This window comes from Parageobacillus caldoxylosilyticus, from assembly GCF_019272935.1.
GTDB lineage: Bacteria > Bacillota > Bacilli > Bacillales > Anoxybacillaceae > Saccharococcus > Saccharococcus caldoxylosilyticus.
In genome coordinates this window covers 2,664,745-2,689,208 of sequence record NZ_CP040553.1, presented here as the reverse complement: position 1 = coordinate 2,689,208, position 24,464 = coordinate 2,664,745, and the positions used below count along the sequence as shown (strand labels likewise).

25 protein-coding genes and 1 other annotated feature (1 of these 26 running past the window's edge) are annotated in these 24,464 nt (G+C 46.9%); of the genes, 2 read left to right on the top strand and 23 right to left on the bottom strand.

Features of this window, described 5'->3' with window-relative positions; translation table 11 throughout:
* Positions 1–179: a binding site (T-box leader), on the bottom strand; it reaches 53 nt to the left of the window's first position.
* A 68-nt stretch (positions 180–247) separates the two neighbouring features.
* The 8 genes from BV455_RS13650 to BV455_RS13615 form a co-directional block, all read right to left on the bottom strand.
* Positions 248–433, bottom strand: coding sequence for a hypothetical protein (locus tag BV455_RS13650; RefSeq protein WP_143420788.1), 186 nt, complete (start codon positions 431–433; stop codon positions 248–250).
* Between the two features lie 84 nt (positions 434–517).
* A complete protein-coding gene (dtd, locus tag BV455_RS13645) occupies positions 518–976 on the bottom strand; it encodes a D-aminoacyl-tRNA deacylase (protein ID WP_042406375.1) in 459 nt (152 codons plus the stop codon).
* Positions 977–990: 14 nt separating this feature from the next.
* Complete coding sequence (locus BV455_RS13640; protein ID WP_017435556.1) at positions 991–3,189, bottom strand: RelA/SpoT family protein; 2,199 nt, start codon at positions 3,187–3,189, stop codon at positions 991–993.
* 189 nt (positions 3,190–3,378) lie between these two features.
* Positions 3,379–3,891, bottom strand: coding sequence for an adenine phosphoribosyltransferase (locus BV455_RS13635; RefSeq protein WP_017435555.1), 513 nt, complete (start codon positions 3,889–3,891; stop codon positions 3,379–3,381).
* Entirely contained in the window at positions 3,891–6,248 is a 2,358-nt protein-coding gene (recJ, locus tag BV455_RS13630; protein ID WP_042406379.1) for a single-stranded-DNA-specific exonuclease RecJ, read from the bottom strand. The genes BV455_RS13635 and recJ overlap by 1 nt, the downstream gene beginning before the upstream one ends.
* Positions 6,249–6,304: 56 nt before the next feature.
* A complete protein-coding gene (locus BV455_RS13625; RefSeq protein WP_081159667.1) occupies positions 6,305–7,207 on the bottom strand; it encodes a cation diffusion facilitator family transporter in 903 nt (300 codons plus the stop codon).
* A gap of 167 nt (positions 7,208–7,374) precedes the next feature.
* Positions 7,375–9,627 (bottom strand): protein translocase subunit SecDF, encoded by a 2,253-nt coding sequence (secDF, locus tag BV455_RS13620; protein WP_218687280.1) that lies wholly within the window; start codon positions 9,625–9,627, stop codon positions 7,375–7,377.
* Positions 9,628–9,801: 174 nt separating this feature from the next.
* On the bottom strand, positions 9,802–10,095 hold the full coding sequence (locus BV455_RS13615) for a post-transcriptional regulator (RefSeq protein WP_017435551.1): 294 nt from the start codon (positions 10,093–10,095) through the stop codon (positions 9,802–9,804).
* Between the two features lie 117 nt (positions 10,096–10,212).
* On the opposite strand from BV455_RS13615, the gene spoVB reads away from it, so the two are divergent.
* Together spoVB and BV455_RS13605 are read left to right on the top strand one after the other, a co-directional pair.
* Complete coding sequence (gene spoVB / locus BV455_RS13610; protein WP_061579384.1) at positions 10,213–11,775, top strand: stage V sporulation protein B; 1,563 nt, start codon at positions 10,213–10,215, stop codon at positions 11,773–11,775.
* Between the two features lie 69 nt (positions 11,776–11,844).
* Positions 11,845–12,219 (top strand): TIGR04086 family membrane protein, encoded by a 375-nt coding sequence (locus tag BV455_RS13605; protein WP_061579383.1) that lies wholly within the window; start codon positions 11,845–11,847, stop codon positions 12,217–12,219.
* 39 nt (positions 12,220–12,258) lie between these two features.
* Here the strand turns inward: BV455_RS13605 and yajC are convergent, their stop codons facing one another.
* The 15 genes from yajC to nadC form a co-directional block, all read right to left on the bottom strand.
* A complete protein-coding gene (gene yajC / locus BV455_RS13600) occupies positions 12,259–12,534 on the bottom strand; it encodes a preprotein translocase subunit YajC (protein WP_017435548.1) in 276 nt (91 codons plus the stop codon).
* Positions 12,535–12,557: 23 nt separating this feature from the next.
* Entirely contained in the window at positions 12,558–13,700 is a 1,143-nt protein-coding gene (gene tgt, locus BV455_RS13595; protein ID WP_042406391.1) for a tRNA guanosine(34) transglycosylase Tgt, read from the bottom strand.
* 17 nt (positions 13,701–13,717) lie between these two features.
* The gene (queA, locus tag BV455_RS13590; RefSeq protein ID WP_218687279.1) at positions 13,718–14,746 is read right to left on the bottom strand and encodes a tRNA preQ1(34) S-adenosylmethionine ribosyltransferase-isomerase QueA; all 1,029 of its coding nucleotides are present in this window, start codon (positions 14,744–14,746) and stop codon (positions 13,718–13,720) included.
* A 15-nt stretch (positions 14,747–14,761) separates the two neighbouring features.
* On the bottom strand, positions 14,762–14,968 hold the full coding sequence (locus tag BV455_RS13585) for a DUF2905 domain-containing protein (protein ID WP_017435545.1): 207 nt from the start codon (positions 14,966–14,968) through the stop codon (positions 14,762–14,764).
* The gene (gene ruvB / locus BV455_RS13580) at positions 14,965–15,966 is read right to left on the bottom strand and encodes a Holliday junction branch migration DNA helicase RuvB (protein WP_042406397.1); all 1,002 of its coding nucleotides are present in this window, start codon (positions 15,964–15,966) and stop codon (positions 14,965–14,967) included. The genes BV455_RS13585 and ruvB overlap by 4 nt, the downstream gene beginning before the upstream one ends.
* Positions 15,967–15,980: 14 nt before the next feature.
* The gene (gene ruvA, locus BV455_RS13575; protein ID WP_017435543.1) at positions 15,981–16,586 is read right to left on the bottom strand and encodes a Holliday junction branch migration protein RuvA; all 606 of its coding nucleotides are present in this window, start codon (positions 16,584–16,586) and stop codon (positions 15,981–15,983) included.
* A gap of 124 nt (positions 16,587–16,710) precedes the next feature.
* Positions 16,711–17,193 (bottom strand): intercompartmental signaling factor BofC, encoded by a 483-nt coding sequence (locus tag BV455_RS13570; RefSeq protein ID WP_017435542.1) that lies wholly within the window; start codon positions 17,191–17,193, stop codon positions 16,711–16,713.
* 195 nt (positions 17,194–17,388) lie between these two features.
* On the bottom strand, positions 17,389–18,132 hold the full coding sequence (locus BV455_RS13565; RefSeq protein WP_017435541.1) for a YebC/PmpR family DNA-binding transcriptional regulator: 744 nt from the start codon (positions 18,130–18,132) through the stop codon (positions 17,389–17,391).
* Positions 18,133–18,244: 112 nt separating this feature from the next.
* Entirely contained in the window at positions 18,245–18,973 is a 729-nt protein-coding gene (locus BV455_RS13560) for a YhcN/YlaJ family sporulation lipoprotein (protein WP_017435540.1), read from the bottom strand.
* 110 nt (positions 18,974–19,083) lie between these two features.
* Positions 19,084–19,824 carry an NAD(+) synthase gene (gene nadE / locus BV455_RS13555; RefSeq protein ID WP_017435539.1) on the bottom strand — a complete coding sequence of 247 codons (741 nt, stop codon included), beginning with the start codon at positions 19,822–19,824 and terminating at the stop codon, positions 19,084–19,086.
* A gap of 38 nt (positions 19,825–19,862) precedes the next feature.
* Positions 19,863–20,807 (bottom strand): phosphotransferase, encoded by a 945-nt coding sequence (locus BV455_RS13550; RefSeq protein ID WP_081159654.1) that lies wholly within the window; start codon positions 20,805–20,807, stop codon positions 19,863–19,865.
* Positions 20,794–21,147, bottom strand: a complete 354-nt coding sequence (locus BV455_RS20430; protein ID WP_245005281.1) for a hypothetical protein — start codon at positions 21,145–21,147, stop codon at positions 20,794–20,796. Before BV455_RS20430 ends, BV455_RS13550 begins: the two co-directional genes overlap by 14 nt.
* On the bottom strand, positions 21,117–22,337 hold the full coding sequence (safA, locus tag BV455_RS21070) for a SafA/ExsA family spore coat assembly protein (protein ID WP_245005280.1): 1,221 nt from the start codon (positions 22,335–22,337) through the stop codon (positions 21,117–21,119). The genes BV455_RS20430 and safA overlap by 31 nt, the downstream gene beginning before the upstream one ends.
* 156 nt (positions 22,338–22,493) lie before the next feature.
* Positions 22,494–23,597, bottom strand: coding sequence for a quinolinate synthase NadA (nadA, locus tag BV455_RS13540; protein WP_042406454.1), 1,104 nt, complete (start codon positions 23,595–23,597; stop codon positions 22,494–22,496).
* A gap of 20 nt (positions 23,598–23,617) precedes the next feature.
* Positions 23,618–24,448, bottom strand: a complete 831-nt coding sequence (nadC, locus tag BV455_RS13535) for a carboxylating nicotinate-nucleotide diphosphorylase (protein WP_017435535.1) — start codon at positions 24,446–24,448, stop codon at positions 23,618–23,620.
* Between the last annotated feature and the right edge of the window lie 16 nt (positions 24,449–24,464).

Here is a 24,464-nt window from a genome sequence, read left to right as displayed (position 1 = left end):
CTTCCACTTGTTACCGATAACGCGAGACTCGCGTTCCCTTTTACTGGCGCCATGCACGTTCAAAGGGAAACCTACGGAGTGTCTTTCGTTAAGTCATCATGGAGAAATGCTTCCAGCCTCAGGCATTTCCTCTCTGGCCATGTGTATTCTTAACTACTTTTCTCCGTCATTGGTTGTTCATATGTACAATTTTTATAACTTATGTTACGAATGAAATCGAATTTTGTCAAGGAGAAAATCATTGTTTTTAGGAACGAAAAATTTGTTTTTTTAGCTTTTGTACGTCTCTTAGCGTCAAGCCAAACTCAGACGCTAATTCAAAGGCGGTATATTCCGCCTCTTTTCTCATAAATTCGTGAAAATCGACATGAAATAATTCGCTTGCCTTGCGATGGGCAAATTCTCCTTTCGCGCTATGCCGCATTTTTCTCATCCTTCCTCATGGAAATTCGTCGCATCCGTTTGTTTTATTCTTTCCTATTTCGGCAAAAAATAAAATAAAAAAAACGGGTGAACGTCATTCGTTCCCCGTTTTTTCCTTACTTTCAACAATGAGTGTCACTGGACCGTCATTAATGAGCTCCACTTCCATCATTGCACCAAATTTTCCAGTTTCCACGCGAATCCCTTTCTGCCGCAGCGCCTCGTTCAACGCTTCATACAGCGGCAGTGCATGATCCGGTTTTGCGGCTTCCATAAAATTCGGCCGCCGGCCTTTTCGGCAATCGCCGTATAACGTAAATTGCGAAACAGATAAAATATCGCCGCCAACATCCAGCACGGAAAGATTCATTTTTCCCGCTTCATCTTCAAAAATGCGCAAATGGGCGATTTTATCGGCGATAAAGGCGACATCCTCGAGCGTATCGCTATGGGTGACGCCGACAAGCAGGACAAGTCCGTGCCCAATCGCCCCGACCACTTCTCCATTCACCGTTACTTTTGCTTTTTTCGCTCGCTGTACGACTACTTTCATAAACCGTTTCCTTTCTAGTTATTCATGATTCGCTGTACCGAGTAAATATCTGGTATTTGTTTAATGCGGTCGACCACCTTTTGCAAATGGCTGACATTGCGAATCGCAATCGTCATATTAATCGTGGCGATTTTATTGCGGTGATCGGATCTGCCGGAAACAGCCGAAATATCTGTTTTTGTTTCATTCACCGCCTGCAGCACTTCATTGAGCAAGCCGCGGCGATCAAAACCGGTAATTTCAATATCCACGTTATATTCGCGGCTTGTTTTTGCATCGCTTTCCCATTCGACCGAAATTAAGCGGTCGGCCGCTTCTTCCGTCTGCACGTTAGGACAATCGACGCGATGGACGGAAATGCCCCGGCCCCTCGTAATAAAACCGATAATTTCGTCGCCGGGAACCGGGTTGCAGCAGCGCGACAGGCGGATCAGCAAATTGTCCACCCCTTGAACGCGGATGCCGCAATCGCGTTTCTTTCCAGCCGGCACTTTTGTTTCCGATATCGTCTCCGTCAATTTTTTCTGCTGCTCTTCTAAATCGCGCTGTTTTCGCCATTTGTCTGTTAAACGGTGAGCAATTTGCGCCGCGGTAATCCCATGATAACCGACAGCGGCGTACATATCCTCTTCGTTGGAAAAATTGAATTTCTCCGCAACGCGCTTGACGTTTTCCGCCGTTAAAATTTCTTTTACATCAAACCCGAGGCTGCGGACTTCTTTTTCAACAAGCTCTCTTCCTTTTTCAATATTTTCTTCCCGTCTTTGCTTTTTGAAAAACTGACGGATTTTATTTTTGGCATGGGACGTTTGCGCCAGCTTCAGCCAATCTTGACTTGGCCCGTATGAGTGCTTCGAAGTCAGAATCTCGACAATGTCGCCTGTCTGCAGCTTGTAATCGAGCGGGACCATTTTGCCGTTGACCTTGGCGCCGATCGTTTTGTTGCCAATTTCCGAATGGATGCGGTAGGCGAAATCAATCGGCACCGAGCCGGCCGGCAATTCGATGACATCGCCTTTTGGCGTAAACACAAACACCATATCGGAGAATAAATCCATCTTCAGCGATTCCATAAATTCTTCGGCGTTGCTTGCATCGTTTTGCCATTCTAAAATTTCCCGGAACCAAGAAAGCTTTTCTTCGAACGAATTCGGCTTAATGGTCTTCCCTTCTTTATACGCCCAGTGAGCAGCAATTCCAAACTCCGCGATTTGATGCATCTCAAACGTGCGAATTTGCACTTCAAGCGGCTCTCCTTTTGGACCGATTACAGTCGTATGGAGCGATTGATACATATTCGGCTTTGGCATCGCAATGTAATCTTTGAAACGCCCCGGCATCGGCTTCCAGCAAGTATGGATAATGCCTAATACGGCATAGCAGTCTTTAATGCTGTTGACAATAATGCGGACGGCAAGCAAATCGTAAATTTCGTTAAACTGTTTGTTTTGCATGACCATTTTGCGGTAGATGCTGTAAATATGCTTTGGCCGGCCGGAAATTTCGCACGGAATCTGAACCTCGTTCAGCCGTTCACGCACTTCCTGAATGACTTCTTCCAAATATTGCTCTCGTTCAGCCCGTTTTTTCTTCATTAAGTTCACAATGCGGTAATATTGCTGCGGATTTAAGTAGCGGAGAGCGGTATCTTCCAGTTCCCATTTAATCTTGGAAATTCCAAGGCGATGGGCCAACGGCGCGAAAATTTCCAATGTTTCATTGGCGATGCGCCGCTGTTTTTCCGCCGGCAAATGTTTCAACGTCCGCATATTGTGGAGACGGTCCGCTAATTTAATTAAAATGACGCGGATATCTTGCGCCATTGCCAAAAACATTTTGCGATGGTTTTCCGCTTGCTGTTCTTCCTGAGATTTATATTTAATTTTTCCCAGCTTCGTCACCCCGTCGACAAGCATCGCCACTTCAGCGCCAAATTCCCGTTCCAAATCTTCTTTTGTCGCCTCTGTATCCTCGACGACGTCATGGAGAAATCCAGCAGCGATCGTGGCAGGATCCATTTTTAAATCTACTAAAATCCCCGCGACCTGAATCGGGTGAATGATATACGGCTCCCCTGATTTGCGATATTGATCGCGATGGGCATGTTTCGCAAACTCATACGCCTTTTTAATAAATTCGACGTCTTTTTCCGACAAATAACAGCCTGCTTGTTCAAAAACTTGCTCCGCTGTCAATACTTGTTCATTGGCCATAGGATCCTATCACCTTTACGTATAATAAAATCATGTATTGATACTATTATCATGAAAAAAATTTTTCATGTAAAGAGTTATGCAATGTCGACCGTTGACATATTTAGACAACAACGGCTAATAAGAAAGAGCACTCATGAGAGTGCCCTTTTTATCCATTATAGCGAAAAAAGCCGATGATGTCGATGGTTAGAATTGCATGAGCGTTAAAATATCATAGCCCTCTAGCTTTTTGCGTCCGCCTAATTCGGTAAGCTCGATTAAAAAGGCAATGCCGGCTACGATGCCGCCAAGCTGTTCGACAAGCTGAATCGTAGCGCGAATCGTCCCGCCTGTCGCCAACAGGTCATCGGTAATTAACACCCGCTGCCCCGGCTTAATCGCGTCTTTATGCATGGTCAGCACGTCTTTTCCATATTCTAGACCGTATTCGACACGGACTACCTCGCGCGGCAATTTGCCTTCCTTGCGAACTGGGGCAAATCCAACTCCAAGCGCGTACGCAACCGGACAGCCAATAATAAACCCGCGCGCTTCCGGACCGACAACGATATCGATTTTCTTTTTGCGTGCATACTCCACAATTTGGTCTGTCGCATATTTATACGCTTCGCCTTTATCCATTAACGTCGTAATATCTTTAAACATAATCCCCGGTTTTGGGAAGTCAGGAACAATTGTAATATATTTTTTTAAGTCCATTACACATTTGCCTCCTCGTATGTTTGCGACCCTTTCATTTCGAAAAGACAACGCTTTAATTGTTCGTAAGTTGAATACAAAAGAAGATTTTCCAGCTCCAGCTGAGCTTGTTTTAGACGATACGTCGGCGATTCGTTTAAGTCACGCTTTGCCGGCTGCGGAATAAGCGATATCACTCCGTTGCGTTCGGTAATAAATTCGAGCTCTAAAAATACTTTTGCCATAAAGTGGACGGTTTCTTCCGTCCATCCACGTGCACGCGCCAATTGACCGCCATGTTTGGCGATATGAAACACGCCTTGCTTTCGTAAAAATGCATAAAACCATTTAAAATGGTCGCGCGTCGGCAGCGTGCGGAAAAAATGAATCTCCCTTTGATAGAATACCGCATAAATGCGCGCAGGTAAACTAGAACGCAACAACATTTTTAATATTTGTAATGACGGAGGCAGATCCAATAGCACTACATAGCGGCCGTCCAAGCAAAGAGCTGCCGCTTCTTCGCTGGAATGAATATAATGCAATTCATCCTTAAATAATGCCATATCTGCAAGCTGTTCCGTTTCTTTGCGAAACATAATGAGCAGCCGTTTTTCTTTCGGAAGCGATGCAATGAGGGAACGGATATCCCTTTGGCCGCGAACGTCAAATAATTGGCATTCGCGCACGGCGACGTCATAAATCACCAGCTGCGGCTTGCGCAATCCATTCCACTCATTTACGGCTAATTCGCCGACAACAGACACTTTTGCATCTGGAGCGATTTCATCATATAGATGACCAAATCCAAACCCAATGCCATCAACAGTGGCGCCATTTTCGGCAAAAACCGCCTTTAAATGAGATTGATCGGCGCCGATGCGGCGCATCATTTCGACGGAAACATTTTCAATTAAAAAAAGCGGCTTCGCATTGCCAACGCCAAACGGGGCGAATTGTTCCAGCTGTTCGGCTGCCGACAGCGTTAAATCGGAGACGGAACAAACCGCATCGACGACCGTAATCGGAGTGAAATCATCGTCTGACAACGTTTCATCGGCAAGAGCGTTCAGGCGCTGCCGCAATTCGTCAATATGGTCGATCGATAACGTCATTCCAGCTGCCATTGGGTGGCCGCCAAAATGCGGCAAGATATCACGGCATGTCGATAAGCTGGCAAAGAGATCAAAACCATGAATGCTTCGCGCTGAGCCTTTGGCAATTCCTTTTTCAGCATCAATGCTTAAAACGATCGTTGGCCGGTAAAATTGTTCGACTAGCCGGGAAGCAACGATGCCGATGACCCCCGGATTCCATCCTTCTTTCGCCACGACAAGCACTTTATGCCTGGCCGGCGGAAACTGTTCACGAACGATTTGCGCCGCTTCTTCCGCTATTTCAGCTACTAACTGCTGGCGTTCGCGATTAAGGTCATCCATTTCTTTCGCCAGCCTTTTCGCTTCCGCTTCATCCTCGGTCATGAGCAGCCTTACAGCCGGGTCCGCTCCGCCTAAACGTCCAACCGCATTCATTCGCGGCGCGATCACAAAGCCAACCGTCTGTTCGTTGATTTCCTTCGCTTCTATCCTGCACTGCTGCCATAAGGCGCGCAAGCCGATGCGCTTCGTGCGGCGCAGTTCTTCAAGTCCTTGCGCAGCCAGCAAGCGGTTTTCCCCCGTCAAAGGCACCAAATCAGCGATCGTCCCAATGGCGACGACATCCAATAAATGGCGCGGAACATCCCCAAGCAATGCATGGGCAACTTTAAACGCTACCCCGACGCCGGCTAGTTCACGAAACGGATATGTACTTCCAGGTTTTTTTGGATGAATAATTTCATACGCTTCCGGCAACACCGGTCCCGGCTCATGATGGTCGGTCACAATAATGTCCATGCCAAGCTCATTGGCAAGGGCCACTTCCTTCACCGCCGCGATGCCATTATCCACCGTAACAATAAGAGAAACTCCTTGCTCCTTCGCGCGGCGAAAAGCGGCTTCATTCGGACCGTATCCTTCGGTAAAGCGATTGGGAATGTAAAAATCAACAACAGCACCGGCTTCTTTTAAAGCGCTAACCATGACAGTCGTGCTGCATACACCATCGGCATCATAGTCACCGTATACTAAAATAGACTCGCCTTGCCGTATCGCCCGATTTATCCTCGCAATCGCCCGTTCCATTCCATCGAGCAAAAATGGATCATGAAACGGCTGCTTGAGCGGATGCAAAAAAGCGTCTGCCTCTTTTGCCGTACAAACGCCGCGATGCACAAGAAGCTTGGCAATCAGCGGGTCGATGTGCAACTGTTCTGCTAAATGTTTAACGATATGTTCGTCAGGATGCTTCACATCCCAACGCGTTTTTGCTATTAACATGTATCCCACCTCAACTCTTCCTATTATACAAAAAAAAAAAAGGGTGGGCAATGAAGTTACGTGTTTTTTTCCGGATGATACGGATTGATGTGTACCATCACATTTTCCACGCGCGGAAGCGTCAGCAGCTTTTCCTTCACTTTTTTGCCGATGCGGTGCCCTTCTTCGACGGTGATAAAAGGATCCACGGCAATTTTTAAATCGACAATGACGTAATGCCCATGTTCGCGCGCATGCAGCTCATGAATTTGTTTGACATCGGGAAACGACAATACGGCCTTGCGCAAATATTCCGTTTCCTCTTCATGCAATACATGGTCAATCGCCGTATGAATCGATTCCTTTCCCAGATCCCACGCCATTTTTAACACGAGAACGGAAACAAACAACCCTGCAACCGGGTCGGCATATAGGAGCCAATCGATCTTCCATCTTCCTCCTATTATTGCCGCGCCAACCCCGATGAGGGCGGCAATCGAGGAGAAAACGTCCGAACGATGTTCATAAGCGTTGACGATAATGGCGTTGCTGTTTAATTTTTTTCCTAGGCGATATTTATAGCGAAACATCGCTTCCTTTACCAAAATCGAGAGAACTAGCACATATACCGCAATGATTTCCGGCGGCCTGAGCGGCTGAAAAAAAGCAAGCACGGCCGATCGGCCGATTTCTATTCCAATAATAAATAAAAGCACCGCTACAATAATGGCAGCAATCGACTCGGCTTTCCCGTGGCCGTACGGATGGTCTTCATCCGGCGGCCGCTTCGCCGCGCGCAAGCCGATCCATACCGCGAGCGATCCGGCGACATCGGAAGCAGAGTGAACGGCATCGGCAAGCAGCGCCTTGCTGTTGCCCAGCACTCCCGCCACTCCTTTAACAACGGCAAGCACAACATTGCCGATGATTCCAACGATGGCGGCAAATTCCGCTTGGCGAAAACGTTCTTCCTTTTTCATGCCCCTCCTCCTTTCTATTCCATGCCTGCCTCCCATAGTTTATCCGTTTTTTCATTTTCTCAATAAGGAAAGGATATTTTATCCGCGAACATTGCCACGATAAACAAAAAAGTGCTCCGCTTTTTTACGGAGCACTTTTTGGATGAATCCCATCGATGATGTTGGGCTTATACTTGCGGTTTCAGCTCTTTCGCGGAGCTCTTTTTTCCTTTTCCTTTTTTCAGCTGGTTTCCTTTCCAAACTACCCATAATTGCGACGCAATGCATAATGAAGAGTAAACACCGCATATAAGCCCAGCGAGCAGAGCGATATTAAAGTTAAAAATCGCTTCGCTGCCAAAGATTAAAAGAGCGACAACGGTAAAGATAACCGTTAATACCGTATTAATCGAACGGGTAAACGTTTGTTGCAGCGCTCTGTTGACAATATGTTTCAAGTCGTCTACCGTTTTCACTTTCCGCTTCTTCATCAAATCGCGGATGCGGTCAAACGTAACGATCGTATCGTTGATCGAATAACCGATGATCGTCAGCACCGCGGCGATAAACGTCAAATCCACCTCCAGCCGCGTCAGGCTGAAAAAGGTGATAATGAAAAACGCATCATGAAGCAGCGCGACAATCGCCGCCAGCGCCATATATAGCTCAAAGCGGATCGTCACGTAAATAATGATTCCAAGCGAGGAAATCAGCACGGCAATAAACGCGTTGCGCGCCAATTCTTTTCCAACGACCGGCGACACCGTGCTCACGTTTGGCTCGGAGCCGTACTTTTGTTTAAAATGCGATTTCAGCTCGGCAATCTCCTTTTTGTTTAATACGCCGATAAAGCGAGCCACACCAACGTTATTACGGTCGCCGGACAACACAACATCCTCCGGTTTCAGCCCAAGCTGCCCGAATTCATCTTTTAGCTGTTCCGCGTTTATCGGCTTGTCGCTGATCACTTCGACGCGCGTCCCGCTCGTAAAATCGATGCCAAGATGAAGTTTCATCGTTAATAAGGCAATAATCCCGATTGCCGTTAGCAAACCGGAAAAAATGAAAAATTTTTTACTATGTTTTACGAAATCCCAACGATCAAATCTTGTCGGCACTTCCGTATCATCCGTTGTTTCCGCGATATTTAAGATTTCCGATTTTTTTACGCCGAAATAGCCTGGTTTATTGTTCAGCCAGCGGCTTTGGACAAGCAGGCCAAGCAACAGGCGCGTGCCGTACACCGCCGTGATGAAGCTGGCTAAAATGCTGATGATGAGCATCGTCGCAAATCCTTTGACCGAGCTCGTCCCGTAAATAAAAAGAACGACACCAGCGATAATCGTCGTAATGTTCGCATCCAAAATCGTCGCAAACGACCCTCTGTTTCCCGAACGGAACGCCGACATAATCGACTTGCCGAGCTTAATCTCCTCTTTAATCCGCTCGTACGTAATGATGTTGGCATCTACCGCCATCCCGACACCTAAAATAAGAGCGGCAATTCCCGGCAATGTCAACACGCCGTTCATCAAGTCAAAAATAAGAAGAATCAAGTAAATATACACCAACAATGTGATGACCGCGATAACCCCTGGCAAGCGATAAAACAAAATCATAAAGAGGAAAATCGCAGCTACTCCTACAATGCCGGCAAAAATCGTTTTTTGCAGGGCGTTTTGGCCAAACTGTGCTCCGACCGATGTTGAGTAAATCTCTTTTAATTCTACTGGAAGCGCGCCAGCATTAAGCAGATCGGCTAATTGTTGCGCCTCTTTAACGGTGAAATTGCCCACAATGGAGACATCCGTTTGGTTAAATACTTGGTTTACCGCTGCCGCAGAAATAAATTTTGGATGTGCTTTTCCCGCTTCTTTTCGATAGGAGTCTTCTCCCTCTTTAAAATCAAGCCAAATGACCAGCAAGTTATTTGGAGGCCCCATTTTATATACTTTTTCAGTCACTTGCTTAAATTTATCGGCGTCTTTTAATTTAATCGCGACGCTTGGCTTGCCGTTCTCATCGAAAGACAGCTTGGCCCCACCTTGGACAAGGTCGCTTCCATCCATTAGCACGTTGTCATTGACGTCGCGGAACGTTAATTTTGCCTGCGTCGATAAAATTTCGCGCGCCTGGTTTTGATCTTTGATCCCAGCAAGCTGAACGCGAATGCGGTTTTTTCCTTCGATTTGAATGTTCGGTTCGCTTACGCCGAGCACGTTAATCCGTTTGTTTAACGCGCTGACCGTGCTTTTTAGCGTTTCTTGATCAATTTTATCGCCTTTTTTTGCCGGCTTTACTTCATAAAGCACTTCAAAGCCGCCTTGCAAATCAAGGCCTAATTTAATGTTATGTACAATTCCTTGAATCGTCGGCCCCATCACTCCTGCCAGAAGCAAAAGCAACAGGAAAAACGCGACAATGCGACTGCGTTTCACCATCGTAAAAAATCCTCCTTCAGTTCATCTTCCTGTTAAGGGCCCGTCCTACTCCGCTAACAGGAAAAGTTCAGTTTCACGTTTTGCGACAACTGGTTTTGCATCCGCCGGCATCAAGATATCTCTCAATATTCCAATTATGAAACAGCAAACGAAAACTGTCAAATTCCTACATCACTATAATAATTCCTCCAACATCGCCTCTAAATCATCATCACCCGCCAAACGCTGTTCTTTATAGGATTGCATCGTAATAAATGACATATATTCGCCAATTTGCAGCGATAAAATATCATTGACAAGCTCATATAATTTTCTTTCTTCTCCATTTTTCCACTTCTTTTGCGCTAGACATTCCCATATTTGATCGATGGTCACTTGCTCGTAGCCGAGCAGGCGAAATTCATCATACTTGCATTGCAGCGCCGGCATCAGCAGTTCGCGCAATTCCTTTTGTTTTTCCTTTTCCATTTTTTCCTCTTCCCCCTCTGGCATGCTCGCCCACAATACTTGTCATGCTTGTTTATATGTACTGCATATAGTTAATTGTATAAAAGATTATGGTATTTGAGAAGGTAGGGAGAGGCGATGTCTAAATTTTTACAAGGAACGATGATTTTAATCGTTGCCGGCTTCATCACAAGAATACTTGGATTTGTCAATCGCATTGTTGTCGCACGTGTCATCGGCGGGGAAGGCGTCGGCTTATATATGATGGCGATGCCGACATTAGTGCTTGCCATTACCATTACGCAAATGGGGCTCCCTGTTGCCATTTCCAAACTCGTCGCGGAAGCGGAAGCCGTCGGCGATCGGAAAAAGGTAAAAAAAATTCTCGTCGTCTCGTTAACGATTACCGGCACGCTTAGTTTAGTCTTCTTTCCTGCGATGATTTTGCTCGCCCCGTTGTTAGCACGAACATTATTCACTGACCCGCGCACCTATTATCCATTAATTGCTATCGCTCCGGTCGTTCCGATCGTCGCCATTTCTTCCGTGCTGCGCGGATATTTCCAAGGGAAACAGCAAATGAAACCGTACGCCTTTTCCCAGCTTTTAGAACAAATCGTCCGCATCAGCTTGATCGCCATGTGCACAAAAGCGTTATTGCCGTATGGCATTGAATACGCCGCTGCCGGCGCCATGTTCTCCTCAGTGATCGGCGAATTGATGTCGCTCATCTATTTGCTTTGCATGTTTCAATTGAAAAAATCGATCAAACTGCGGACAAAGTTTTTCCACTATGTCAAAGCAGGAAGAGAGACGTTTACCAGCTTAATGCGCATCGCGCTGCCAACGACAGGAAGCCGTCTCATCGGTTCGCTTTCCTGGTTTTTAGAACCGATCGCCGTCGCCAACAGCTTGGCTATTGCCGGAGTTGCCACCTCCCTGGCGACAAAACAATACGGCCAGCTCACCGGTTACGCGCTTCCATTATTAATGCTGCCTTCCTTTATTACGTATTCATTGTCGACCTCACTGGTCCCAGCAATCAGTGAAGCGATGGCGCAAAAACAGACGCTGCTCGTGGAGCACCGCATTCAGCAGGCCATGCGCCTGTCGCTTGTGACCGGCGGCCTTTCCGTCGTCGTTTTATACGTATTTGCCGAACCGCTCATGCAATGGATGTACGGAACAAGCGAAGCAACGATTTTTGTGAAAGTGATGGCACCGTTTTTCCTTTTTTATTATTTTCAAGGTCCGCTCCAAGCCGTACTGCAAGGCCTTGATTTGGCAAATGCGGCGATGATCAACAGCCTGATTGGCGCTGTAGTAAAGCTGGCCTGCATTTTTGCGCTTGCCACGCAGCCTAGTTTAGGAATTATGGGGGCGGCGCTAGCGATCGCCATCAATACGGTGCTTGTCACCTTGCTCCATTTTGCAACGGTTGTCAAGGCGGTGTCCTGTTCCATTTATGCCATGGAATATATGAAAGCATTTCTATCTATGGTTGCAGCCGGGATTGTCGGATATGTATCCTTTCACTATTCTTTCGCTTACCTCCCGCTTTCGCTGCAAACATTGGCATCTATCATCGTGACCATTATCGTTTACTCGCTTTTATTAATCATTTTTCAATTAATTAGGCGGGAAGAGCTTGCCTATATTCCGGGAATCGGCGCCTTCATCACGAAAAAAAAGCGCAAATAAACTTCTAAACATGTCCAAAGCGGAATATACTTTGGTGAAACGTATTATCAGGGACAGGGGGGAAGAGAGATGTCAAGATGGGGAACAGCGGTTGTTTACGGGGTTGTTACTATTTTCTTGCTGGCGGCAGTGATCAGCTTCTTTCTATCTCTTATCCTCAAGTGGACAGATGTGCAGGAAGCTTCATTAACATGGATTATTTTTGCTGGGTCGCTTCTTTCCATGTTCATCGGCGGGCTGATCGCCGGCGGAAAAGGAAAAGAAAAAGGCTGGCTGACCGGTGGTATGACCAGTTTATTATTTACTGCCATCATATTTCTCTTTCAATTTTTAGGATTGGCAAAATCCTTTACCTTGGAACAATGGATTTATCACCTTATCTTTTTCGTCGCGGCAGCACTCGGCGGCATCGTCGGCGTCAATATGAAAGCATCGCGCAGCTAAAAAAACGGCTACCTTTTCTTATTGGTAGCCGTTTTTCTATTATTTGTTGTTACCTTCCGCTACTACTTCACGCACCGCTGAGCGGTCATATGTAAGACGAGTGCCGTCTCCTGCACGAATCACCACTTTATCTTCATCAACGGAATCGATGATCCCGTGCAAGCCGCCAATCGTAATGATTTTATCCCCTTTTTTCAAATTCGCCTGCATTTGCTGCACCGCACGCTGTCTTTTTTGCTGCGGCCGAAGCAGCAGGAAGTAAAAAATGACAAAAAACAGGATAATTGGCAATAAATTTGCAATCGCTGCGTTCATTCCTTTCCCTCCTTTCGCGATCGTTAAAAGTTTTTCGCATTTGGTTTATTGAAACCGTAACGCTCGAAAAATTCCTCGCGGAAATCGCCGAGACGATCTTCGCGAATCGCTTGTCTCACTTGCTCCATTAATTTTATCAAAAAATAGACGTTATGGTAAGAAGTCAAACGAATGCCAAACGTTTCTTCACATTTGATGAGATGGCGAATGTACGCGCGCGTATAATTGCGGCAAGTGTAGCAATCGCAGTTCGGATCAAGCGGCGAAAAGTCTCGGGCGTATTGGGCGTTTTTAATGACGACTCTTCCTTCGCTTGTCATTACCGTTCCGTTGCGGCCGATTCGCGTCGGCAGCACGCAGTCGAACATATCGATACCGCGAATCGCTCCGTCGATCAGCGAATCAGGCGAGCCGACTCCCATTAAATAGCGCGGCTTATTCGCCGGCAACAGCGGCGTCGTAAACTCGAGCACCCGGTTCATCACTTCTTTTGGCTCGCCAACAGATAAACCTCCGATTGCATACCCTGGAAAATCTAACGACACTAAGTCCTGCGCGCTCTGTCTGCGCAAATCTTCAAATTCTCCGCCTTGTACAATCGCAAACAATCCTTGTTCCGCGGGACGCCGATGTGCTTTTAAACAGCGTTCCGCCCAGCGGCTTGTCCGCTCTACCGACTTTTTCATATATTCATGTGTGGATGGATACGGCGGGCATTCGTCAAACGCCATCATAATGTCCGAGCCAAGCGCGTTTTGGATTTCGATCGCCTTCTCCGGCGATAAAAACAGTTTATCGCCGTTTAAATGATTGCGGAAATATACCCCTTCCTCCTCAATACGGCGAAATTCGCTTAAACTAAACACTTGGAAACCGCCGGAATCGGTTAAAATGCCGCGGTCCCAGTTCATAAACGAATGAAGGCCGCCCGCTTCCTGAACAATGTCAGGCCCCGGGCGCAGCCAGAGATGATACGTGTTGCTTAAAATCACGCCAGCGCCCATTTCCTTCAATTCTTCCGGCGATAACGTTTTTACGGTCGCAAGCGTGCCAACCGGCATAAACATCGGCGTTTCAAACGAGCCGTGCGGCGTGTGAAGAATGCCGAGACGCGCTCCAGTTTGTCTGCATGTTTTGATGAGCTCGAAACGAATCGGTGATGTCAATCGAACGTTCCCCTTTCTTAAATAATCAACATCGCATCGCCAAAGCTAAAGAAGCGATAGCGCTCTTTTACCGCCACATGGTAGGCATGCAAAATATTTTCGCGGCCGGCAAGCGCACTGACAAGCATGATGAGCGTAGATTTTGGCAAATGGAAGTTGGTTACTAATCCGTCGATTCCTTTAAACTCGTAGCCAGGATAAATGAAAATATCGGTCCAGCCGCTTTCCGCGACAAACTTGCCGTCATGTCTCGTCGCAATTGTCTCTAGCGTGCGCGTCGAGGTGGTGCCAACAGCGATAATGCGGCCGCCTTGCTGTCTCACCTCATTTAACAGCTGCGCGGTTTCCTCGGGCATTTGATAAAATTCCGCATGCATATCATGCTCCTCAATGTTTTCGACACTCACCGGACGAAACGTGCCAAGTCCGACATGAAGGGTGATAAACGCGATATGCACCCCTTTGGCGCGGATATCGTCCAAAAGCGGCTTGGTAAAATGCAGACCCGCTGTCGGCGCCGCCGCTGATCCCACCTCGCGGGCATAGACGGTTTGATAGCGTTCCGGGTCCTCTAATTTTTCTTTAATATACGGAGGCAGCGGCATTTCCCCAAGCTGTTCGAGCACTTCATAAAAAATGCCTTGATAGGAAAACTCCAACACGCGGCCTCCATGCTCTAACGTATCCACACATACCGCTTTCAGCCGCCCGTCGCCAAATGTTATTTCCGTGCCGACTTTCACGCGTTTCGCCGGCTTCACTAGCGTTTCCCAGCGGTCTCCTTCCAATTGTTTCAAAAGCAATACTTCAATATTGGCGCCTGTATCTGTTTTTTCGCCATAAAGCCGCGCCGGCATGACACGCGTATCATTCAGCACGAGGCAGTCCCCTTCACATAGATACGAGATAATATTGCGAAAAGTTTCATGGCGGATTTCCCCGGTTTTTTTATTTAACACCATCAGCCGCGAAGCATCGCGGTTTGGCAGCGGCGTTTGCGCAATCAATTCTTCTGGCAGTTCAAAGTCAAACAAGTCAATTTTCATGTTGCTCTCCTTTCTTTAGCGAAACCTTCCTAGCACATAAAAAATAAGCGATAGCACCACGCTTAGCAAAATCGATGTGACAACCGGAAAATAAAACGTCATATTTCCTTTGCGGATAATAATATCCCCGGGGAGCCGGCCGAGTTTTATAAACTGCATGAAAAACCCGATGATAATGAGAACCGCACCAATCGTCATAATGAGCTTAGGCAGGCTGTTCATCGTTTTGGAACCTCCATTCCAAAATGTTCGTACGCTATCGGCGTCACAATGCGGCCGCGCGGCGTCCGCTGCAAAAAGCCGATTTGCAGCAAGTACGGCTCATACACGTCTTCAATCGTCTGCGCCTCTTCGCCGATCGTCGCGGCAATCGTATCAATCCCTACTGGTCCGCCGCTAAACTTTTCTATAATCGCTGTTATTAGTTTATGATCGATATGGTCCAGACCTAACCGGTCGACTTGCAGGAGCTCAAGCGCTTCCTCTGCCAGCGGAAAAGTGATCGCCCCGTTTCCCCGCACTTGCGCGAAATCGCGGACACGCCGCAGCAGGCGATTGGCGATGCGCGGCGTGCCGCGAGAGCGCCGTGCGATTTCCACTGCCGCTTCCGGCGCGATCTCTACCTGTAAAATCTCCGCTGTCCGTATTACAATCTGGGTAAGATGCTCTACATGATAATACTCTAACCTGCTGATAACGCCAAACCGATCGCGAAGCGGGGCAGATAAAGCACCCGCCCTTGTTGTGGCTCCAACGAGAGTAAACGGCGGCAAATCAATGCGAATGGACCGGGCTGTCTGCCCTTTGCCGATGACAATATCCAAACAATAATCTTCCATCGCCGGATACAGCACTTCTTCCACCGTACGGTGCAGCCGGTGAATCTCATCAATAAATAATACATCACCTGGTTCTAATGACGTTAAAATGGCTGCCAAGTCGCCGGGGCGCTCAATCGCCGGACCGGAAGTGGTGCGCAGATGGACACCCATTTCATTGGCGATAATCGCCGCCAGCGTCGTCTTTCCCAGTCCCGGCGGGCCGTACAACAGAACATGATCAAGCGTTTCCTCGCGCATTTTTGCCGCTTCAATAAATATTTTTAAATTGTCTTTTACTTTCTCTTGTCCAATATATTCATGCAAAAACTTTGGGCGGAGACTGTGTTCAAGTGAAACGTCTTCACGGTGGACGTCACCGGAGACAAGGCGTTCTTCCACTTCCACCCCTCCCTTTATTTTAACAGTTGCTGCAGCGCGCGCTTCACATATTGCTCAGTAGATAAGTTTTCTTTGCTAAGCGCTGGTATGACTTTTTGAATTTCCTTTTCCCCGTAGCCGAGCGCTTTTAATGCCGCGATGGCCTCCTCAAGCGCAGCGGTGTAAAGCGATCCCGTCTCCTCCTGTTGGGAAACGAAGGCGGCATGCGGCCTAGGCGCAATCGCCGCCAGCTTTCCTTTTAAATCAAGGATCATTTGCCGGGCCGTTTTTTTTCCGACCCCTGGGAACTTGCATAAAAACGCTTCATTTTCTTGTTCAATCGCTTCAACCAGCTGCTCCGGCTGCCCCGCGGCTAAAATCGCCAATCCGCCTTTGGGGCCAATTCCAGATACTTGCAATAGTTTGGCGAACAGCATTCGTTCCTCACGGGTGCGAAATCCGTACAAAGCAACGATATCTTCACGCACGTACTGATATGTATAAACGGTTACCATCGTATCGCGGCTTTCTTGAAAGGAAAACGGATTCGGGGTAAAAATTTGGTACCCAACGCCATTGTTGTCGATGACAATGTATTCCGGGCAGACATAATCGACATACCCGCGGACAAATTCGATCAACGCTGTGCTCCTCTCCTTTTCTTTCTGCCTTTCCATTGTATCATACCATTACATTATAACAAAAAGCGAATGTATATTCCTGTTTGGAACATAAAAAAAGACTTACCAAAAATGATAAGTCTTTTTATCGGATCACGGCAAAATGGCGATATGTTTCAATCACATCTTTATATTGCGCTTTCGAGAGGACGCGAATTCCTTTTTTCAATTGTTCGTGCTGACGGCTTTCCAGTTTTTTTACATCAATTTGAAAGAAAGATTGGATAATCTTATTGGAACGGGTCGGTTTTCCATTAAAAATCGACAACGTTCCATCTTCGGTAATTCCAAAATAGCCGTTTGCCTTTAAAAGGGGCGAAATATCGTTTACCGTTTTGCGGAATATAATCGTCTGATCATCCATATTAATGAGCTGCCAATCCTTATATTTTTTCCATATCTCTTTCAGCGAAACAACCGTTTCTTCCCTCGTTTCTTGGCTCACTTCTCCATCTAAGTATTGCCGTTGCAAAATCACCGTCATTTTTACGGAATCTGATGCGGCAGCAACATTGTCGATAGGCAAGGCAAACAACATCACCATGAAGAAAGCGGCAAGAATTCGCATCTCCATTTCCTCTCTTTCATGATAAAATTAACGATACCCCTATTTCTATTTTCGCCTATATGAGCAATTTTATCCATTTTCTCTCCTCATTCTGCCGTTATTATTTTTGCAAAGCGGCACTTCTATGTAGTGTTTGTCGAACAATATCGAAAAAAATTCCCGATGTCTTGAGACATCGGGAATGCGTTTCATTGTTTATTCGTCTTCCAGCACGGACTCGTCTAAATTATGGTACACTTCTTGCACATCATCGTCATCTTCAAGCGTATCGATCAGTTTTAGCATTTTCTTTAAATCTTCGCCAGCAAGCGTCGTATACGTTTGCGGAATCATCGTAATTTCCGCGCTGGCAAACGTAAAGCCTTTTTGTTCTAATTGTTCCTTCACTTCTTCAAACGTTTCCGGTGTCGTATAAATTTCAAACGAATCTTCGGTCGTTTCCATTTCCTCCGCTCCCGCTTCAATCGCCTGCAGAAGCATCTCATCTTCGTCAATGTCGAGTCCTTCGCGCGCGATAACGAGCAGTCCTTTGCGCTCAAACAAATAAGAAACACAGCCGGTTTCTCCTAAATTGCCGCCGTTTTTCGAAAAGGCCACGCGTACGTTCGAAGCGGTACGGTTTTTATTATCCGTTAAGCAAACAACCATCACGGCAACGCCGCCAGGCCCGTATCCTTCGTAGCGGATTTCTTCATAGTTTGTATGTTCCTGGTTTCCCGTTGCTTTTTTAATCGCACGTTCAATATTTTCACTTGGCATGTTAGCGGCTTTTGCTTTTTCGATTACCAGGCGCAAGGCTGGATTAGACGCTGGATCGCCTCCACCTGTTTTTGCCGCTACATAAATTTCTTTCGCCAATTTCATAAATAATTTGCCGCGTTTCGCATCTTGTGCATTTTTCCGGCGTTGGATGTTCTTCCACTTCGAATGTCCAGCCATCGAAATTTCTCCTCTCATCGCAACGAAATTTCCGATATTACTATACCAAAAAAAGAGGAAAATGTCATATGGAAAAGGGAGCGCCTAAAAAGGTGCTCCCTTTTTACAATCGTTAACGTGTGTTAGCCGGACGTTCGTTAATTTTTCCATCGATAAAAATCGTTTTTAGATCCCGTTCGATTTCTTTCAATGGCCGGCCGCGGCGAATATCGTTGTCGATGGTGCGGACGCGGTTGTACATGCTCGGGTTGGAAACAACGCGCACATGTTTTCCTTTCGTATACGGTGCGACCGCTTGGGCGACGAGACGCTCAATACGATCTCTCTGCTTGTCATTCGTTGAAATCGCAACCAGCACATGGTTACGGTAAACAAGCGTCCGCGCATCGTTGACTCCTTTTACTGCATCGGCACGGCGGGAAATCGTCTCGGCTAAGTTCCCGCTATAGCTTCTATAGTAAGAAGGAACTGTTTTACTTTCCATCGAATTTAAATGCCCATGGTAGTTGCGGTCCGCATCCCCGAAATCCGTATTGCGCGGAAGCGCAGGCACATCCGTATCAAAACGGGTAACCCCTGGAACACCCGTGCGGTTGTTGTCGGTAGCAAAGTAATCCGTTACCGGTCCGCGGCGGCTTAATATATAGTTATTGTCGTAATTGATGGCATTTGTTCCATAGCGGCCGTAACGGAAGTCATCAGCAAAACGCTCAGTGGAATAATAGCCGATCGGACGCGTCGCATCATTGTAGCGTCTATCATCGTTGTCCGCATAATTGGCGCACGCAGCCATCGCGCTTAAGATGGAAACAGCCCCGATGATTTTCATTGCGTTTCTCAATGGAAAAACCCCCTTGTTTTCCTTCGCACCAGGCCGAAAAAACATCTTTCGGCCTTATTATTAGCTTGGCGAAGGAATGGGGGTTTTATGGCTGTCAGTTAGCGGCAATATTAAAATTTTGGCGGTGCAATTGCCAATTGCCGTTTATGCTGCGAGCGTTTATGCAGGCGTTCAATAATTTGCCGGTCCTTTTCCGGAATTTCTTCTCCCTTTAGATACTTATCAATCATTTCGTATGTCGTTCCCATCTCATTTTCATCTGTCTGTCCTTCCCATAATCCCGCGCTTGGCGCTTTTGTAATAATTTCCTCAGGAACGCCAAGAATGCGCGCCATTTCACGTACTTCACCTTTTGTAAAATGAATGAGCGGCACTAAATCGACTCCGCCATCTCCGTATTTGGTAAAGTAGCCGGTATGCCACTCTGCGGCATTATCCGTTCCGACTACGATATACCCATAATTATTGGCGACGGCATACAACGTTGTCATGCGCAAGCGCGCTCTCGTGTTGGCATCTCCTAACCGCGCCGTTTCTTCATTCCATTCCCCTTTTTCTTTCAGTTTTTTTTCCACTTCCCCAAATAACGTATTGTGCGTTTCCGTTAAATCAATAATAAAATGTTTAATGCCGCAGCTTTCCACTACTTTTAATGCGTCTTCCATATCTTTCGGATTGCTTTTGCACGGCATAATCAGCCCGAGCGAGTTGTCGGGAAACGCACGTTTAATTAAATGGGCGACCACCGCAGAATCAATGCCGCCGCTAATTCCGACAATCGCCCCGTTCAATCCGGCATTCGCTACTTGTTCGCGCAACCATTGAATCAGCTTTTCAATCTTTTCTTGCATCGTTTTTCGACTTCCTTTCTCCCAAAAATGGCATATATTTATTTTAGCATACTTACAATCTTATGGACAAAGGATTCCCGTTCCTTACGGGCAATCGCGAGCCGTCTGTTATATTTTAATGCAAAGCGCCATTCCCGGAAAATATCGGCTGGAAATAAAAGCGCGTGTAGAAACCACGGTTTGGCAAGCCAATCGGAAAAAGGAGAAAACCGGGACAAATCAGAAAAAGACCATTGCAAATGCGGCAATATCCGGCTCGCATACTGCAAATAGTCAATGGCCGGAGAAGCGATGGCAGCAGCATCGTAGTCGATTAAGTATACTTTTCCCTTTTTCGTTCGTAAAAAATTATGGGCGGCAACATCACCGTGAATGATCGCAACCCTTTCCCTCGCTAACGATGATATATAATTGGCGCAAGTGGAAAGACAATATTCGGCATATTGCATCGTAAAGGCGATATCTTCTTTTTCCATAATTTTCTCAATAAGCGGCAAATGGATATAAAAATCCTCATAGCGGCGCTGCCATTTTCTATATAAATGGTAATATGGGAGCGTCATTCGCCATATCGGGTGGGAAAGAAGCATGTCCGTAACGGAATGATATGTTTGCAACAACTGCAGCCCTGCCGCAATATCCTTTTTTTCCGTAAAGGATAGCATTTTCGCGCCGGAAATATAAGTTTGTGTAAGCCAAAAACGGCCGGCAAAGAAAAATACACCATGCTGTCCTATGGCCGTATATACCGCGGGAACATGGCGAAACCCCATTTGTCTTAACGATTGCATAAGCATTGCTTGTTTCATCGCTTCGAAAAAAGTGCGGTATTTTTTTACCACCCAGCAGCCTTCGCGTGCCGCAACCATCCATACGTTATGTTTTAGCATGTTTATCTTTTTCACATCGAAACCGTATACTTCTTTCAGCAGAAAAAAGAGACGACTAGCAACATCGTCTCTTTTTTGCTTATGGTTCATCATAACCATTGCTCTCCTCGTCTTGCGGTTCGGTAAACACCCGCCCTTCTGCACGCGGAAATGCAGCAGCCGTTGGCGCGAACGGATATGCCGCTCCTGACATATACGGTTGCGGCGGATACGGATAAAAAGCGGCTGGAGCCGGTGCGTAGTAATGATGCGCAACTGGCGAAAACGATGGATAGACTGGCGGATACCATCCGTATCCTTGTACCATTGGCAACGGCGCATACGATCCAGGATAGGAGGCAGGTGCATATGTTGAAGATGGAGAATAGCCAGCAGATGGAATATGGAACGCTGTCGGATTTTCTACCTCTTCTTCTCCGTGATATCCCGGCATTGGCGGCGCTTCATCTGATTCACTGCTGCTTTCTTCGATTCCCGGAAACGCATGGGAACTGCTTTCCATCCCCCGCTAGTGAACGGCTGGGTGTAAGACGGATAAGGAACCGGAACGGCTGGCATGGATGGAAAATAATATCCAGCGCCTGGAAACATCGGCGTTACTGGCACGCAGTGCTGCTGGGATATCGGCGCAGTTGGAAACGCCCCTGGCAAATACGGCTGCTGCATGATCGGAACATACGGAACTTTTGGCAGCTCCGGCGGTGGATTATCGTCATCCTGGAACGCTTTTTCTTTTTCTGTTTCTGCTTCGGCAGGACTTTCTAACTCTTGTTCCATAATCCCCGGCAAAATATTTTTCGGTTTTGGCGGAATCGGCGGAACGTTAGGAATAACATTCGAAAAGTTAATATTGACATTTGGCGTTACCGGTGGAATCGTATGTGACAACGGTGGAATATTGATCTGTTTTTCTTCGGAACCCAGTGCGTCATTAGATGTTCCGGACGGTTTGTTTTCCATTGATTTCGGCGCTTCATTGACTGGCGCTTTTGGCGCCTCATTGATCGGCACGTTTGGTGTCTCATTGATCGGTGCTTTCGGTGCTTCTTTGGTCGGCGCTTTTGGCGCTTCCTTGATCGGTGCTTTCGGCGCTTCCTTGATCGGTGCTTTCGGCGCTTCCTTGATCGGTGCTTTCGGCGCTTCCTTGATCGGCACGTTTGGCGCTTCCTTGATCGGCACGTTTGGCGCTTCGTTGATCGGCACATTTGGCGCTTCGTTGATCGGCACATTTGGCGCTTCGTTGATCGGCACATTTGGCGCTTCGTTGATCGACACGTTTGGCGCTTCTTTCACCCCTGCCTTGGGAGCTTTGTTTACCTTTTCTTTTTTTATAGGCTCCGACAACTCCGCCTCAATATTCACCGATACAAACGGCTTTGCATTGGCATACGGATGCTCTATATTTTCTTCTTTTTTTGGAGCAAGATTAATTTTTGCCTCTTTTTTCGGCGCTTCTTTCTTTACCGGAACCCCTGCCGTCGGCACTTTAATTTTCATTCCCGGCATAATCATATCCGGATTGCTTAAATGTCCGTTTATTTTTTTTAATTGTTCAAAATCCACCCCGTATTTTTGAGCGATTTTCCAAAGGGTATCGCCCTTTTGAACAATATGGATTTTCACTCCGTTCCCCTCCTAAACCGAAACTGTTCGCATTGTATTTCAGCCCCTGCTTGTTGTCGCCATCATCCTTCAACACAATCTATGATCCATCCCCTTGTTTTATGATAAAAAAATCATCCTGCCGGCATCCCAATGCTGCTTGGCAGGATGAGTGTTCTAGGCCAGCGCCAGCATGCGGTCAAGCGCCTGCTTTGCATCTTTGGCAATCGCTTCGGGAACAGTAATTTGATTGACGACGATTCCTTTTTCAAGCGCTTCAAGCGCCCATAATAAATGCGGCAAGTCGATGCGGTTCATCGTGAGACATGGGCACATATACGGGTTTAGCGAAATGATTTCTTTATCTGGATGTTCGTGCATTAGGCGGTTCACCAAATTCATTTCCGTGCCGATCGCCCATTTGCTGCCGGAAGGGGCATTGCGGATCGTTTCAATGATATATTTCGTCGAACCGGCATCATCAGCCTTTTGCACAACGTCCCAGCTGCACTCCGGGTGCACAATGATACGCATATCCGGCTTTGTTTTGCGAATATGCTCAATATGGCGGACAGTAAAGTTTTCATGGACGGAACAATGTCCTTTCCAAAGAATCACTTTTGCTTTCTTTATATCGCCGTTGTACTCCAAATGATCGGCATGCGGATCCCATACCGCCATCTCGTCTAACGAAATTCCAAGCTCATAGGCTGTATTTCTGCCTAAATGCTGATCCGGCAAAAAGAAAATTCGCTCTTTTTGTGTAAACGCCCATTCGACCATCTTTTTCGCGTTCGAGGAAGTAACGACCGCCCCGCCATAGCGTCCAACGAACGCTTTAATCGCCGCCGTCGAATTCACATACGTCAACGGCAAAATCTCGTCGCTAAACAGCTTCTGTAAAATTGGCCACGCCCGTTCCACCTGTGAAATTTCCGCCATATCGGCCATCGAGCACCCAGCCCGCATATCTGGCAAAATGACTTTTTGATGGTCACCCGTTAAAATGTCTGCTGTTTCCGCCATAAAATGTACTCCACAAAACACAATGTACTCTGCTTCACCGTTTTGCGCCGCCACTTGCGCAAGCCCAAGCGAGTCACCTGTTGCATCAGCAAATTGTATTACTTCGTCTTTTTGATAATGGTGTCCTGGGATAAACAATCTTTTTCCAAATCGTTCTTTGATGGCGCGCACGCGCGCTTCCATCTCTTCCATGCTCATTGTTTTATAGCTTTCCGGCATATCATCAAGCCGTTTCATTTGTTCTAAAATGCTCATGCGTTCTTCCCCCGTTTCCGTTATTGTAAATTGAAGCTGATATCTAGAGCGGCAGCTGAATGCGTCAGCATGCCGAGCGAAATATAATCAACCCCTGTTGCCCCGTATTCCGCAAGATTTTCAAGCGTAATTCCGCCCGATGCTTCCGTTACGATCGACTTTGGTACGAGTGAAACAAACTCGCGCACTTCGTCCGGAGTGCGATTGTCAAACATAATCACATCTGCACCCGCTTGAACTGCTTCTAATACTTGCTCTTTCGTCTCTGTTTCCACTTCAACTTTGACCATATGCCCCAGCTTCTTGCGCACCGCCTGCACCGCTTTTGTAATCGAACCGCAAAACGCAATGTGGTTATCTTTAATCATGACGCCGTCATATAAACCAAAACGATGATTATAGCCTCCTCCACATACAACGGCGTACTTTTCCAGCATCCGCAGTCCTGGCGTCGTTTTGCGTGTATCGCAGATGCGTGTATGGCTGCTGTTTAAAATCGTAACCGCCTGATGTGTTAAAGTGGCGATGCCGCTCATGCGCTGGAGGAGGTTTAAAATCACGCGCTCGCCGGTCAGCAGCGGTGCAACCGGTCCGGACGCAATGGCAATCGCTTCCCCTTTTTTTACTTGTTCGCCATCACGTTTATAAAGCGTTACATTGATATGTGAATGCAAAAGATGGTAGCCTGTCGTAATAATATCCGTACCTGCCAACACTCCATCTTCTTTAGCAGTAAATGTTCCTGTTGCCCATTCATTGTCTAGAAAAATCGTTTCACTCGTAATATCGCGTTCACCAATATCTTCAATGAAAAATTGCTGCAACAGCTGTTGTAATTTGAGTTGGTTCATCGTCTTTCCCCCCGTT

Bases quoted from the DNA above. Each gene is read 5' to 3' on its own strand.
- BV455_RS13650 (WP_143420788.1), bottom strand. From the start codon at position 433: ATGAGAAAAATGCGGCATAGCGCGAAAGGAGAATTTGCCCATCGCAAG.
- dtd (WP_042406375.1), bottom strand. From the start codon at position 976: ATGAAAGTAGTCGTACAGCGAGCGAAAAAAGCAAAAGTAACGGTGAAT.
- BV455_RS13640 (WP_017435556.1), bottom strand. From the start codon at position 3,189: ATGGCCAATGAACAAGTATTGACAGCGGAGCAAGTTTTTGAACAAGCA.
- BV455_RS13635 (WP_017435555.1), bottom strand. From the start codon at position 3,891: ATGGACTTAAAAAAATATATTACAATTGTTCCTGACTTCCCAAAACCG.
- recJ (WP_042406379.1), bottom strand. From the start codon at position 6,248: ATGTTAATAGCAAAAACGCGTTGGGATGTGAAGCATCCTGACGAACAT.
- BV455_RS13625 (WP_081159667.1), bottom strand. From the start codon at position 7,207: ATGAAAAAGGAAGAACGTTTTCGCCAAGCGGAATTTGCCGCCATCGTT.
- secDF (WP_218687280.1), bottom strand. From the start codon at position 9,627: ATGGTGAAACGCAGTCGCATTGTCGCGTTTTTCCTGTTGCTTTTGCTT.
- BV455_RS13615 (WP_017435551.1), bottom strand. From the start codon at position 10,095: ATGGAAAAGGAAAAACAAAAGGAATTGCGCGAACTGCTGATGCCGGCG.
- spoVB (WP_061579384.1), top strand. From the start codon at position 10,213: ATGTCTAAATTTTTACAAGGAACGATGATTTTAATCGTTGCCGGCTTC.
- BV455_RS13605 (WP_061579383.1), top strand. From the start codon at position 11,845: ATGTCAAGATGGGGAACAGCGGTTGTTTACGGGGTTGTTACTATTTTC.
- yajC (WP_017435548.1), bottom strand. From the start codon at position 12,534: ATGAACGCAGCGATTGCAAATTTATTGCCAATTATCCTGTTTTTTGTC.
- queA (WP_218687279.1), bottom strand. From the start codon at position 14,746: ATGAAAATTGACTTGTTTGACTTTGAACTGCCAGAAGAATTGATTGCG.
- BV455_RS13585 (WP_017435545.1), bottom strand. From the start codon at position 14,968: ATGAACAGCCTGCCTAAGCTCATTATGACGATTGGTGCGGTTCTCATT.
- BV455_RS13570 (WP_017435542.1), bottom strand. From the start codon at position 17,193: ATGCGAATTCTTGCCGCTTTCTTCATGGTGATGTTGTTTGCCTTGCCT.
- BV455_RS13565 (WP_017435541.1), bottom strand. From the start codon at position 18,132: ATGGCTGGACATTCGAAGTGGAAGAACATCCAACGCCGGAAAAATGCA.
- nadE (WP_017435539.1), bottom strand. From the start codon at position 19,824: ATGCAAGAAAAGATTGAAAAGCTGATTCAATGGTTGCGCGAACAAGTA.
- BV455_RS13550 (WP_081159654.1), bottom strand. From the start codon at position 20,807: ATGATGAACCATAAGCAAAAAAGAGACGATGTTGCTAGTCGTCTCTTT.
- BV455_RS20430 (WP_245005281.1), bottom strand. From the start codon at position 21,147: ATGCCGGGATATCACGGAGAAGAAGAGGTAGAAAATCCGACAGCGTTC.
- nadA (WP_042406454.1), bottom strand. From the start codon at position 23,597: ATGAGCATTTTAGAACAAATGAAACGGCTTGATGATATGCCGGAAAGC.
- nadC (WP_017435535.1), bottom strand. From the start codon at position 24,448: ATGAACCAACTCAAATTACAACAGCTGTTGCAGCAATTTTTCATTGAA.